9 protein-coding genes are annotated in these 13500 nt (G+C 66.2%); 5 read left to right on the top strand and 4 right to left on the bottom strand.

All coding sequences use genetic code 11. From position 1 onward, the window contains the following. Positions 1-130 precede the first annotated feature (130 nt). The 3 genes from rpoD to VN634_08790 are packed head-to-tail and all read right to left on the bottom strand — an operon-like array spanning position 131 to position 4589. Positions 131-1978 carry an RNA polymerase sigma factor RpoD gene (rpoD, locus tag VN634_08800; protein ID HXC50968.1) on the bottom strand — a complete coding sequence of 616 codons (1848 nt, stop codon included), beginning with the start codon at positions 1976-1978 and terminating at the stop codon, positions 131-133. A 5-nt stretch (positions 1979-1983) separates the two neighbouring features. Beyond that, on the bottom strand, positions 1984-3798 hold the full coding sequence (gene dnaG, locus VN634_08795) for a DNA primase (GenBank protein ID HXC50967.1): 1815 nt from the start codon (positions 3796-3798) through the stop codon (positions 1984-1986). Further along, entirely contained in the window at positions 3795-4589 is a 795-nt protein-coding gene (locus VN634_08790; protein HXC50966.1) for a CvpA family protein, read from the bottom strand. Before VN634_08790 ends, dnaG begins: the two co-directional genes overlap by 4 nt. A 290-nt stretch (positions 4590-4879) precedes the next feature. On the opposite strand from VN634_08790, the gene VN634_08785 reads away from it, so the two are divergent. Continuing rightward, complete coding sequence (locus VN634_08785) at positions 4880-7537, top strand: pitrilysin family protein (GenBank protein HXC50965.1); 2658 nt, start codon at positions 4880-4882, stop codon at positions 7535-7537. Positions 7538-7576: 39 nt separating this feature from the next. Here the strand turns inward: VN634_08785 and VN634_08780 are convergent, their stop codons facing one another. After that, positions 7577-8299: a glycerophosphodiester phosphodiesterase family protein gene (locus VN634_08780; GenBank protein HXC50964.1), complete on the bottom strand. Its 723-nt coding sequence runs from the start codon at positions 8297-8299 to the stop codon at positions 7577-7579. A 130-nt stretch (positions 8300-8429) separates the two neighbouring features. Between VN634_08780 and VN634_08775 the strand changes: the two genes are divergently transcribed. From VN634_08775 to VN634_08760, 4 genes are all read left to right on the top strand, one after another. Continuing rightward, positions 8430-9617 carry a 50S ribosomal protein L11 methyltransferase gene (locus VN634_08775; protein ID HXC50963.1) on the top strand — a complete coding sequence of 396 codons (1188 nt, stop codon included), beginning with the start codon at positions 8430-8432 and terminating at the stop codon, positions 9615-9617. Between the two features lie 6 nt (positions 9618-9623). Next, entirely contained in the window at positions 9624-10424 is an 801-nt protein-coding gene (locus VN634_08770; GenBank protein ID HXC50962.1) for a 16S rRNA (uracil(1498)-N(3))-methyltransferase, read from the top strand. Positions 10425-10438: 14 nt separating this feature from the next. Next, positions 10439-11392, top strand: coding sequence for a glutathione synthase (gene gshB / locus VN634_08765; protein ID HXC50961.1), 954 nt, complete (start codon positions 10439-10441; stop codon positions 11390-11392). Positions 11393-11467: 75 nt separating this feature from the next. Continuing rightward, positions 11468-13498, top strand: a complete 2031-nt coding sequence (locus VN634_08760; protein HXC50960.1) for a hypothetical protein — start codon at positions 11468-11470, stop codon at positions 13496-13498. Positions 13499-13500: the final 2 nt, after the last annotated feature.

The raw sequence follows: 13500 nt of genomic DNA, 5'->3' as shown, positions 1-13500 counted from the left end.
CGAACGCCCGCCTCGCATCTGGACCCAACTACGAGCTCTGGCCGGATGCGGTGTGTCGCGTCTCGGACCAACTCTGAATTCTGGTCCAGCGATCTGGACCCAACGGTGCTTTCTGGGTCCAGGGCGAGAATCACGAGATGAAACCCTTCAGTTTTTTGCTTCTCACGGAGAGCCGGAGTTTGCGGAGCGCTTTGGCTTCGATCTGGCGGATGCGTTCGCGTGTCACGGAAAAACGGCTCCCGACTTCTTCCAACGTATGGTCGGTTTTTTCGCCGATGCCAAACCGCAGGCGCAGGACCTGTTCCTCGCGCGGCGTGAGCGACGAGAGCACCTGCCGGGTGCGGTGCTGCAGGTTGCTCTTGACCACGGCTTCGGCGGGCGAGACGGCGCGCTGGTCCTCGAGGAAATCGCCGAGATGGCTGTCTTCTTCGTCGCCGACCGGCGTCTCGAGCGAGATCGGCTCGCGCGTGATCTTCAGGATCTTGCGCACGCGCTCGGGCGCCATGTCGAGGATCTTGGCGATCTCGGCGTCGGTCGCCTCGCGGCCGTTGTCCTGCTGGAACTGGCGCTTGGTGCGAATGATCTTGTTGATCGACTCGATCATGTGCACCGGAATGCGGATGGTGCGGGCCTGGTCGGCGATCGAGCGCGTGATCGACTGGCGGATCCACCACGTCGCATACGTGGAGAACTTGTAGCCGCGGCGGTAGTCGAACTTGTCGACGGCCTTCATCAGGCCGATGTTGCCTTCCTGGATCAGGTCGAGGAACTGCAGGCCGCGGTTGTTGTAGCGCTTCGCGATCGACACGACGAGGCGCAGGTTGGCTTCGATCAGCGCCTTCTTGGCTTCGACGACTTCGCTCTGCGCAATCGTCAGCTCGCGCATCAGGCGCGTCAGGCCTTCTTCGCTCATGCGCAGCGACGCCAGCAATACGTCGATCTCGCCCGACGCGGCCATGATCTGCTCGGCGGTTTCGCGGATGACTTCGGCGCTCATGCGCAGCGTTCCGCAGATGCGCTGGTCGGTGGTGCGGTCGATGCCGAGCTGGCCGGCATAGTCGATGATCTGGTCGGCGCGCCGGCCGGTCTTCTTCTCGGCCTGGTCGAGCACCGTCAGGCGCGTGCGAAGCGAGCGGTGGCCTTCGTCGATACGAGCCACGGCAGCAGCAACCTGATCGGGATGCAGCGGAATCTCGCGCAGGATCGTGAGCATTTCTTCCTGCAGCGGCTCGATCGGCTCGCCGCCCGGATGATCGAGCGATGCTTCGATGCGCACGACCAGCTCGCCGGCGCGCCCGAGCATCTCGGTCACCCGCGCGAATGCCTCGGCTTCTTCTTCTGCGGGAGTCGCGGCGTCGACGTCGGCCGGCGCTTCCTCGTCGATCGGCGGCTCTTCGGCAGGCTCGGCGGCGAGCGGATCGACGGCGGCCTCTTCATCGAATGCCGCGTCGGGATTGAACTCGGCGGTTTCGGTCTCCTTGACGAGATTGCGCACGCGAAGGCGCCCTTCGGCAAGGTCCTTGATCATCGATTCGATGTGGCGCCGGCCGGGCGCGGAACCGAATGCGAGGGAGAACACGCGGATCTCGGCGTCCTCGATCCGCTTGGCGATGGTGACTTCGCCTTCGCGCGACAGCAGCGGCACCGCGCCCATGTCGCGCATGTAGATGCGGACGTAGTCGGCGACGCTGTCGCTGGTTTCGAACTCGCGCTCTTCGGCGGGCTCGGCGCCTTCGGCCTTGGCCGCCGTTGCCGTACCGTCGCGGACTTCGATGTGGCCTTCGCGAAGCGCGGCCAGAACGCCGAGAATCTCGTCCTGCTCGACCATCTCCGGATCGAGCGCCTCGTGGACGTCGTCGAGCGTGACGAAACCTTTGGTACGGCCGAGCTCGAGGAGCTCGCGCACGCCGGTGACCTCCTCGTCTTCGGCGAGAGGCTCGATGTCGTCGGGATTCTTTCCGGTTTTCTTTTCGGTCATCTGTCTCAACGAACCTTTTCGCTCTTCATTCTGTTCCATCGCTCGAGAAGCGCCGCGGCACCCGCGTCGTCGCCGATCTCCTCGAGGCGTCGAAGCTCGAGCAGCATGCGCTTCTTCGAGCGCTCGAACGCTGCGCCTGCCAGGCGCTTCAGGCAGTCGGCGAGGACCGTCTGCCGTCCATCCGCGTCGCCGAACGTCGGATCGCCCTGGAGCCTGGCCACGATGCGGCTGCGGAGATCGCCGTCGAGCTCCGCGAGAATGTCGCCCGGCACGAATCCTCCTGTCGAATCACGCGCCGCGAAAATGTCGGCCGCGATCGTTGCCCACGGCTCCGTGTGCAGGTGGCCCACGATATCCCGCTTTTCGAGACGATCAACGCAGCCCGCATCCGACAGGAGCACCGAGACCAGCAGCTCCTCGGCGGTCGGCGGCCCGGCGGCGATCGAAATGCTGCGCTGCGGAGCGCGCACCGACGGCTTCTGCTCGGGACGCGCCTGCTCGCGAAGGACCCGTTCGGAGATCCCGGTCCACAGGGACGCCTTGCGCACGAAGTCGTCGTACTCGAACGGATTCTCGACTTTGCGAAGCACGGTCGCGAGCTCGGCGCCCACTCGCGCCGTCGCTCCGGGCCCGGATGCGCCTTCGGCGACATAACGGACGTAGGATTCGACGAGCGGTTTCGCGGCCGCGATCTCGCTGCGAAGCGCGCTGGCTCCGTTCCTGCGCACGAATGTGTCCGGGTCCTCACTTTGGGGAAGAAATACGCCGCGTGCCCACAGAGCCGCCTCGAGAAAAACTGGAAAGCTGCGCGCCGCGGCTCGACGCCCCGCGTCGTCACCGTCGAACAGCGCGACGACGTCGCCGGCATGACGGCGCACGAGCCGCGCCTGGTCGCTGGTCAGCGCCGTACCGCATCCGGCAACGACGTTGGCAATGCCCGCCTGCGACATCGCGATCACGTCGAGATAGCCCTCGACGAGAATGAGCTCACTATCCCGCGGCGCACTCTGCGCCGGTGCTCGCGGCGGTGTCTGTGCAGGTGTCTGCGGCGCAGCCTGCACCGGCTTGCGCTCGGATTCGCGCCATTCGAACAGGCCGTAGAGCACGCGACCCTTGTGGTAGACCGGCGAGTCGCTCGAGTTGAGGTACTTCGGCCCGTCGCCGTCGCCGATCCGCCGCGCGCCGAAACCGAGCGTGCGTCCCTGCGAATCGCGGATCGGGAACATCAGACGTCCGCGGAAACGATCGTAGGCCGAGCCGCCGCGCAGCCCGACGAGGCCGATGCGCTCGGCCACGCGCAGATCGTAGCGCTTGCGACGGAAGTGCTGGACCAGCGCATCGCCCGCCGACGGCGCCGCGCCGAGAAAATAGCGCTCGCGTGACGCTTCGCTGACGCCGCGCTCGTCGAGATAAGCGCTCACGGTCTGCCCGAAACCGGTCGCTCCGAGACACGCGCGGTAGAACTTCGCCGCCGACGTGAGCATCTCGAACGAAGCGTCGCGCTCGGACGCCGCGCCCGCCGAGACGCCTTCCTCGGGCACGTCGATGCCGTAGTGCGCTGCAATCTTTCGAACCGCTTCCGGAAACGAAAGGTTTTCCATCTGCATGACGAACTTGAAGACGTTGCCGCCGGCTCCGCATCCGAAGCAGTGGTAGAAGCCGCCTTCGTCGCTGACCGAAAACGACGGCGACTGCTCGCTGTGGAACGGGCAGAGGCCCATCATCCCGCGCCCGCTCCGCCGCAGTGAGACGTACGGCGCAATGAACTCCGAGATGCGTGCGGACTGACGGATCTCGGCGATCTTCTGTTCGGCGATCATCGTCGGCCGCTGTCGGAAGGCGCCGCGGGCGTTGCAGGCTGGACCTGCCGGATCGGTTGCGCCGGTCTCGCGGCAGCGGACGCGGCGGGCCTCGCCGGCTCTTCCTTTGAAGACAAAGCCGGTGAAGACGAAGCCGGCGGCAGCGCATCGTGACGCGTCGGCGGCTTGCCGAGAGAATCGATGGCAGCCCCGGCGGCCTTCTGTGCCGCGCCTTCGATCTGCTCGCGAATGTCGCGGCCGACCGGCGAGCTGTGCTGCGTGCTGCCGATCGTCTCGGTCAGCACGCGCGACGCGAGCTGCTCGAGCGGCGCCGCGAGCAGCGACTCGGAGAATCGCTCGTTGAGCGTCGCGAGCAGGCTCTCGAACGGATCGCCGGGCGCTTCACCGGGAGTGTCGAGCTTGACGCGCTCGGGCGGACGCAGCTCGTGCACCAGGATGACGACCGCCCCGAGCACAATCGCAACGATGGCCACGCTCGCAAGCCCGGCCAGCACCCGGCTCGGAAGCGACAGCCCGACGCCGAGCAGCCGCGCAACCAGCGACGCGAACAGCCGCACGACCACGACCACGACGATGAAGACGATCAGCGGAGCGAAGAACTCGAGCGCGAACTCCGGGACGACCTGGTAGAGCGCGAGCCGGTCGCGGACCGGATCCGAGAAGTCTTTTGCCAGCATGAACGCGAGCACCGGCGCGACGTAGGTCGCAGCCGTGCGCAGCAGCCCTCTCGAGTAGCCGCGCCACATCGCGAGCACGAGAATGATGGCGAAAATGATATCGACGGGACTCAAGCGCACACCGCGTCCGGCACCCCGCGCCGCAGCGCGCGGGGTTGCCGATGGACGAGGCGGGCATGATCCCGAGCGGCGAGCGGGGAGTCAACGCTCCGACTGGCCCGTGCACCGCGGTCGTGGCAGGGTTGGCGCCCATTTCCCCACGGACCAGCAGGATGCATCACAGACAGGTTTCTTCCGCTCCCTCTCCCTTCGCTTCGGTCGCTACAGGGTCACGTCTGCGCTCGGCATTGCGAGGTGCCGTCATCCTTGCCGCAGCGATCGCCGCGTCGACCCCAGGATGTTCCATGAATCAGGCTCACAAGCTCAACGGTGCTCCCGACACCGACACCCGGGTCTTCCAGCTCGCCAACGGCATGAAGGTCGTCATCCGCGAGGACCACTTCGCCCCGGTCGTCGCCGAGCAGGTCTGGGTGCAGGCCGGCGGCGCCGACGAAACGGCCATCGAAGCCGGCATCGCACACGTGCACGAGCACATGCTTTTCAAAGGAACCGCGCGCCGCGGAGTCGGCGAGATCGCCGGGGCCGTCGAGTCGTCGGGCGGCAGCATCAATGCGTGGACGTCGTGGGATCAGACCGTCTATCACCTCGTGCTGGCGTCGCGCTTTGCCGGCGAGGGGATCGACATCCTTGCCGACGCCACGCAGCACTCGTCGTTCGATCCGGGCGAGCTCGACAAGGAGCTCGGCGTCGTCATGGAGGAGTGGAAGCGCGGGCAGGACTCTCCGTCGAGCCGCGTCTACGACCTGATGTTCGCGACCGCGTACTCGGCGCATCCTTATAAGCGTCCGGTCATCGGCACCGAGAAGTCGATCAAAGGTCTTACGCGCGAGCTCATCACGAGCTTCTACAAGCGCTACTACTCGCCGAGCAACATGACGTTGATCGTCGTCGGCGACGTCAACACCGAGGCGATGAAACGCGAGATCGAGGCCAAGTTCGGCCCGTTCGCGGATCACGTCGTCCAGCGGCCTGCGCGGCCGGTCGAGCCGGCGCAGAAGGAAACGCGCTTCGCGAGCGCCGTCATGGACGTGCAGGAAGCGCAGATCGCGATCGGGTTCCACATTCCGGATGCGAACCACAAGGACACGCCGGCGCTCGACGTGCTCGCGCACATTCTCGGCGGCGGCGAAAGCTCGCGCGTTTACCGGCGCCTGGTCGCCGAGCATCCTCTGGCAACGAGCGCCGGAGCGTTCGCCTATACGCCTCCGGATCCGGGCCTTTTCCTCGAGACCGCGTCGTGCGAAGCCGACGACGTCAAGGCCGTGCTCGACGGCCTGATCGGCGAGACCGCAAGGATCCGCGACAATCCCGTCAGCGAAGAAGAGCTTGCGCGCGCCAAGACCAATCTCGAAAGCGATTTCGTCTACCGCAGCCAGACCGTGCAGGGCCAGTCTCGCGAGCTCGGCTATGCGATCGTCGTGCACAAGGATCTCGACTACGCGCAGAAGTACATCCAGGCCCTTCACGAAATCACCGCGGCCGACGTGCAGAAGGTCGCGCGCAAGTACCTGACGCCCGAGAACATGACCGGCGTCACGCTCCGGCCGACCGGTTCTGCAGAGCTCGTCACGCTCGCGACGCTTCGCGCCGATGCCCAGGCGCTCGCGACCAAGAAGCCCGTCGTCGAAGCATCGTCGAAAGTCGGCGCGGCGAGGCAGGCCAAGGCGCCGCCTGCGACGCGCGCCGACACGCAGCCGAAGCTCGTCACGCTTCCGAACGGCGTGCGTCTGATCGTGCAGGAGCACCACGCGGTGCCGATGTTCTCGGTGCGAGCGGCCGTGCTCGGAGGTCTTCTCGCCGAGCGGAAGGGCAACAACGGCGTCTCCAACTTCGTCGCCGAGATGCTGACGCGCGGCACCGAGCACCGCACGCGCGAGCAGCTCGCCGCCAACATCGAGTCGCTGGCCGGAGATCTCGGCGGATTTGCCGGCAGAAGCTCGTTCGGCGTGGCCGGCACGTTCCTGTCGGAGTACCTGAACTACGGCCTCAGCCTTACGATGGAAGTGCTTCTCGATCCGGCGTTCCCCGCCGACGAAGTCGAAAAGACCCGCCGCGAGATCCTGCTGGCCATCAAGAACCGCGCCGACGAATCGGCGCAGGTCGCGTTCGACCTCGCCTACAAGACCGTCTACCCGGATCATCCGTACGGCATGACGACGCTCGGCGAGCCTGACAGCGTCGCGCACCTGACGGCCGACGATCTGCGACGTTTCTACGACTCCGTGCTCGATCCGGAGAGCCTCGTGGTGACCGTGGTCGGCGACATCGACAGCGATCAGGTCATCGCGAAGCTCTCGAAGTCGCTGTCGCGGGTGCAGGGCGACGGCGTGGCGTTCACGCGGCCCGAGCGCGCCTCGACGCCGACGCGGATCCGCCGCGCGCGCATCGACACCAATCGCAAGCAGAGCCACGTGGTCGTCGCGTTCCCCGGCGCCGCGATGGGCGATCCCGAGCGCTATCCGCTGTCGGTTCTCGACACCGTGCTGTCGCGCCAAGGCGGCCGGCTGTTCTACGAGCTGCGCGACAAGCAGGCTCTCGCGTACACGGTCAGCAGCTTTTCGACCGAAGGCTACGATCCGGGCCTCGTCGGCGGATACATCGCAACCGATCCGTCCAACGAGAGCCGCGCGCTCGACGGGCTGCTCAGCGAGTTCGAGAAGATCCGCCAGACCGACATCAAGGCGGAAGAGCTCGCGCGTGCGCAGCGTTACCTGATCGGCAACTACGAGATCGCGCTGCAGACCAACAGCGCGATTGCCGAGAACATGACGTTCAACGAGCTCTACGGCCTCGGTTATCTCGAAGGGCGCCGCTACGCGACGCACATCAACGCCGTGGGCACAGAGAACGTCCGCGCAGTCGCGAACCGCTTTCTTACGCTCGATACGCGGGTCGAAGCCGTGGTCGGACCGCCGTCGCCCGGTGCGAAAGAGAAAGAGTAACGAAGAGGTCCGTTTTCCGCCGGGCGGGAAACGGGCCCGTTACGTTGCGTCGCGAGCCGCGAGAACCCGCTCGGGGAAGTCGCTGAAGATTCCGTCGACGCCGCCGGCAATCGCGCCTGCAATCATCGCCGGAGAATTCGCCGTCCACGTCCAGACCTGAAGACCGGCCGCATGCGCGCGCGCGACCAGCGCGGGGCTTGCGAGAACAATCGGCGGATGGATGTTTTCGGCAGCGATTTCGGCCGCGCAGCGAAGCGCGTGCTCGAACCCCGTTGCCACGCTGAGCACGCCGATGCGGGCCTGCGGAAGCACGTGCCGCAGCAGCCGCAGCGCGTCGTGATCGAACGACGAGAAGACCACCTGATCGACTCCATCCTCTTCGAGCACCGCCTGCGCGCACGCATCGACGATTTCCACGCGGCGCGCGCTCATCTTGATCTCGAGGTTGAGGAGCGTCCGCGGCGCGAGCGTTCGAATGACTTCGGCAAGCGTCGGCACGTGCGTCGGCACGGCTTTCCACGATCCGGCGTCGAGCCGCGCGATTTCCTCGAACGTGGACTGTTCGACCGGTCCGCGGCCGTCGGTCGTACGATCGAGCGTGTCGTCGTGGATCACCACCGGAACGCCGTCGCGCGTCAGTGCGACATCGAACTCGAGCGCATCGGCGCCGAGCTCGAGGGCCTTTTCGAACGACGGCATCGTGTTCTCCGGCATGTGCCCGGCCGCGCCGCGATGTCCGATCGCGAGAACCTTTGCCGCCATGCAGCGACGCTAGCAGCGATGCCGCGCACATCGTAGTCGGCGCGGCGCGACGGGTGGGCGCCGGGATGCCGAAGCCGCATCGCAACCCCGCCTCGTTCTGCTAGGGTCGCCACGTCCGAGGAAACCTCTGTTGACCCGACGCTGGTTCGAAATTGCGATTCCCGTCCCGTCCGGGCTTGTCGACGAAGCCTCCGCGCTTCTCGACGTGGCCGGCTTCGGCGGCGTCGAAGTGCGCGAGCACGAGCGAGGCACCGATGTCGTGGTCGTCGTCGATGCCGAGGACGACAGTGTGGACGACAGCAAGCATTGCACAGCCGAACATGGCGCCACCTGGCCCGAAGGCCTGCGCGCCAGCATCGCCGCCGCACGCGATGCGGTCGCAATTCTCGGCTGCGGCGAGCCGCGCATCGCCGAGCTCGACTCCAACGTGTGGACGGAAAACTGGAAGCGTCACTTCGCGCGCCGCACGTTCGCCGGCGTGATCGAAGTGCGCCCTCCGTGGGAAAGCGCTCCGCCGGCGGACAGCCGACTGCTGTCGATCGTGATCAATCCCGGCATGGCATTCGGTACGGGGCTTCACGAAACCACCGCAGGCTGCCTCGAGCTTCTGGTCGAACAGATGAAGCCCGGCATGCGTGTAGCCGACGTCGGGTGCGGCTCGGGAATTCTCGCGATCGCCGCGGCGCGCCTCGGCGCGAGCCATGTGCTCGCAACCGATGTCGATCCGCTCGCCGTCGACGCGACGCGCGAGAACATCGATGCAAACGACGTCGCCGCGATCGTCGACGTCGAGCTCGAGCCGGGCGAGGTCGGCATTCCGCAATGGGAGCGCGATGCGCGGCCGGGACTTTCGGTCGCACGCGACAGCGCTGCCCCGCACGCGCTCCTCGAATGTCCCGAGGAACGGTCGCACCCCGATGCGCACAGGCAGGCAGCGGATGTGACATTACTTCACGAGTCGCCGCGGCCGGCGCCGAACGGGGCGACGGGCGGCGGCTTCGCATCGCGCGGCAAGCGATCGTTCGACCTTATCGTCGCCAACATCCTGGCCGAGACTCTCGTGGAACTGCGGAGTTCCCTTTCCGAGGCAGCCGCCGACGGCGGCATCCTCGTGCTCTCCGGAATCGAGGCCCGCAGGTTGAAAATCGTCGAGGAGGCTTTTATCCGTCCTCCGTGGCGCCGCGTCCGCACTGTCGCCAAGGGTGACTGGATCTCGATCTGTCTGCACAACGCCTTGGCAGAGCCGGTGCGTGGGCTTAGCGTGCCGGGCGTGTCCGGTGGTGGTGGACCAAAGAACGATCTTCCCGGAGTCGCCTGAACCACAATGATATCCGCCCTCGCCAATCAGACCCTTCCGAAGACGCGCATCTTCGTCGACCCGGAGCACCTCACGGCCGACCGCGCGGTACTTACCGCAGCCAGCTATCACCATCTTCGCAACGTGCTTCGCTTCAAGCCCGGCGACGAGGTCGTCGTGTTCGACGGCGCCGGCCGCGAGTGTTTCGGCGTGCTCGAGCTGTTCCAGGGCGAGACCGCGGTGGTGCGCATTCTCGGAGATGCCGGGCGCAGCACCGAATCCGGGCTCGATCTGACGATCGCGCCGTGCCTCGCCAAGGGCAAGAAGATCGATCTCGTCGTCGAGAAGGTGATCGAGCTCGGCGCCGATCGCGTCTGCGTGGTGACTTCCGAGCGCAGCGTCGGCCGTCTCGATCCTGCGCAAGCTCTCGATCGCGTCGAACGCTGGCGCCGCATCGCCAAATCGGCCGCCGAGCAGAGCGGCCGCACCGTGATGCCCGTGATCGAGCGCATCCGCACGTTCGAGGAGTTCGTCACGCACAAGCCCGCCGATGCGCTCGGCCTGGTGTTTACGACCGCCGAGAACACGCCGGCCGCGACGCTGAGGAACGATTATCCCGACGTGACGCGCGTGATTGCGATGATCGGACCCGAAGGCGGCTTCTCGATGGAAGAAATCGAGTTCGCGCAGAGCCACGGGTTCGTCGCCGTCGGTCTCGGGCCTCGCGTGCTTCGCACCGAGACCGCAGCCATCGTCGCATCGGCGCTGTGCCAGCATCTGTGGGGCGACCTCGGACGCCGTGCACCGAACGGCGACGGAAAAGAGTAAGCAGGAAAACCAACGTGAAGTTTTTGCACGTGATGGACCCCATCGAGCGGGTCGACATCACGAAAGACACGTCCTTTGTCTTCATCCGCGAATCGCAGATGCGCGGGCACGACAATTATTACTGCGGAACCTCCGACCTCGCGTTCGACAACGGGGCCGTCAAGGTGCGCGCCGCGACGCTCAAGGTCTCCGACGTGCAGGGCAGCCACGCCGAAGTCGGCGACTGGCTGTGGCAGCCCGCCGACGGCTTTCACTGCGTCTTCATGCGCAAGGATCCGCCGTTCGACACCGAGTTCTTCTTCGCGACGCATCTGCTGAGCCTGATCGACGAGACGAAGACATTCGTCTTCAATCGCGCCTCCGGGCTTCGCGAAGCGACCGAGAAGATGTTCATCCTGCGTTTTCCGCAGCTGATCGCCGAGACGATGGTGTCGGCCAGCCCGGATGCGATCCTCGAGTTCCGCGACCGCGTCGGCGGCGACATCGTCGTCAAACCGCTCGACGGCTGCGGCGGACTCGGGATCTTCCGCATCTCGCAGGGCGATCTCAATACGTACTCGATTCTCGAGACGTCCACGCGCCACGGCCTCAGGCCGGTGATGGCGCAGAGGTTTCTTCCCGAGTCGCGCGCCGGCGACATGCGGCTTTTGTACCTCGACGGAAAGCCGCTCGGCGCGATCAAGCGCGTGCCGAAGGAGACCGACCTGCGCGGCAACATCCATGTAGGCGGCACGGTGATTCCCGCCGACATCGGCGAGCGCGAGCAGGCCATCTGCCGCATGCTCGCGCCTGCGCTCGACGAGCTCGGGATCTACTTCGCCGGCCTCGACGTGATCGGCACGTACCTGACCGAGGTCAACGTGACGAGCCCGACCGGAGTGCAGGAGAGCAACCGCATCGGCGGGTTCCGGCTCGAGACGAAGGTGATCGAGTTCGTCGAGAGGAAGTGCGCGGAGCTCGCGCGGTAGGGTCGCAGCAAAGATTTCCGCGCTCTCTATCCAGCGTCCGCATTCCCCCGTAGATTCTGTTGCGGGAGGGATCCAATGAACCGATCGAAGGAATACGGGGTGAGCCTGCCGCTGCGGGCGCTTCTTTTCGTTGCATCGACTTTCGCGGCAGTGGCGTTGTCGTTTGCGTCGGCCGCCGAGGCTGCTCAGTGCGTGGCGAATGTGTGCTGTCCGGGCGGAGTTTTCGCGCCGAGCACGTTCGTATGCCGGCCCGCCGCCGGATCCTGCGACGTTCCCGAGCATTGCACCGGATCGACGACGACTTGTCCGTCGGACGTCATCCTCAATGGCGATCAGCTCTGCCGCCCCGCCTCCGATCTGTGCGATGCCGCCGAAGTCTGTGTCGGAACCTCCGGCGAGTGTCCGGCCGACGACGTCGCGCCATCCGGCCAGGAATGTCATCCGTCGACGGGCGGATGCGATCCGGCCGAGACCTGCGATGGAACGAGCACGCAGTGTCCCGCCAACGTCGTCTCACCGTCGAACACGGTCTGCCGGCCTTCGAACGGCATCTGCGACCCTGCCGAAGTCTGCAACGGAACCTCCGGCGCGTGCCCGGGCAATACATTCCTCCCGTCTGCAACGGTCTGCCGTCCGTCGCTCGGCGTCTGCGACATCGCCGAGAACTGCACCGGAGACACAGCCGCGTGCCCATTCCCGGAATTCGTACAGGCCGAAACGCTCTGCCGCGATGCGTTCGGAGTCTGCGACTACGCCGAGTACTGCACCGGCAACGATCCGACCTGCCCCACCGACATCGTGATTCCGTCGGACATCGAATGCCGCCAGTCGAGCGGGGTCTGTGACCCGGCCGAATTCTGCGACGGCAGCACGCGGACGTGCCCGGCCAACACGTTCAAGAGCACGAGCACCGTCTGCCGTCCTGGCGCGAGCGTGTGCGATGCCGCCGAGCTCTGCACCGGGTCGAGCGGCGCGTGCCCGGGCGATGCGGTGATTGCTTCGACTTCCGTATGTCGGCCGTCATCGGGCGTCTGTGACATCGCCGAGAGTTGCACGGGCGCGGGCAAGGCCTGTCCTGCCAACGAGCTCGTCCAGGCCGAAACGCTGTGCCGCGATTCGGCGGGCATCTGCGACTACGCCGAGTACTGCACCGGCAACGATGCGACCTGTCCGCCGAACATCCTCGTACCGTTCGACATCGAGTGCCGGCCTTCGGCCGGCGTCTGCGACCAGGTCGAGGTCTGCAGCGGAACTTCGATCGCGTGTCCGGCGAACGACTTCGCAGCGAGCTCGACGACGTGCCGCGCGTCGTCCGGAGTGTGCGATCCGGCCGAGAGCTGCACCGGCAGCGCCGCCGCGTGTCCGTCCGACTCGATTCTTCCGGCGACCAGCGTGTGCCGAGCATCGGCAGGCATCTGCGACGTCGCAGAGAACTGCACGGGGTCGAGCGGAGCATGTCCGGCCAACGGCTTCGTCCAGGCGGAGACGTTGTGCCGCGCTTCGCTTGGCGAGTGCGATGCCATCGAGGTCTGTTCCGGCAGCACCGCAACGTGTCCCGCCGAGCTCGATACCGACGGCGGCGTCTGCAACAGCGGCCGCTTCTGCTCGAGTGCCGGCACGTGCAGCGGCGGACAGTGCTCCGGCGTCACCGTCACCAACTGCAGCGACGACAACGCCTGTACCAACGATTCGTGCAACGAGGCCGCCGATTCGTGCTCGCACGCAAACAATTCGGCCCCGTGCAACGATGGCGACAGCTGCACCACCAACGACGTCTGCAGTGGTGGGACGTGCAGCGGAACGCCGGCGCAGGAGTGCACCACCACGACGACGCTACCGGAAGAAATCGTCTGCGGTGACGCGACCGGCGACGGGCTCATCAAGACCGCCGACGCGCTGATCGCGCTGAAGACCGCCGTCGGCAGTGCGTCATGCCCGCTCGAACGCTGCGACTACAATGGCGACGCGAAGGTCACCGCCGCCGACGCGCTGGCTATCCTGAAGGTAGCGGTCGGGCTTCCGATCACGCCGAATTGTCCGAAGGCCGGGACGACGGAATCGGATGGAACCGGCGGGGAGACGACTACGACGACGGTTCGTGAGTAGCG

Source organism: Candidatus Limnocylindrales bacterium (assembly GCA_035571835.1).
Lineage (GTDB): Bacteria > Desulfobacterota > Binatia > UBA1149 > CAITLU01 > DATNBU01.
Note: the sequence above shows the minus strand (reverse complement) of the source record. Positions and strands in the feature narration are given on the sequence as shown.

Coding starts and splice junctions, on each gene's coding strand:
- rpoD (HXC50968.1), bottom strand. CDS start 1,978: ATGACCGAAAAGAAAACCGGAAAGAATCCCGACGACATCGAGCCTCTC.
- dnaG (HXC50967.1), bottom strand. CDS start 3,798: ATGATCGCCGAACAGAAGATCGCCGAGATCCGTCAGTCCGCACGCATC.
- VN634_08785 (HXC50965.1), top strand. CDS start 4,880: ATGAATCAGGCTCACAAGCTCAACGGTGCTCCCGACACCGACACCCGG.
- VN634_08780 (HXC50964.1), bottom strand. CDS start 8,299: ATGGCGGCAAAGGTTCTCGCGATCGGACATCGCGGCGCGGCCGGGCAC.
- VN634_08770 (HXC50962.1), top strand. CDS start 9,624: ATGATATCCGCCCTCGCCAATCAGACCCTTCCGAAGACGCGCATCTTC.
- VN634_08760 (HXC50960.1), top strand. CDS start 11,468: ATGAACCGATCGAAGGAATACGGGGTGAGCCTGCCGCTGCGGGCGCTT.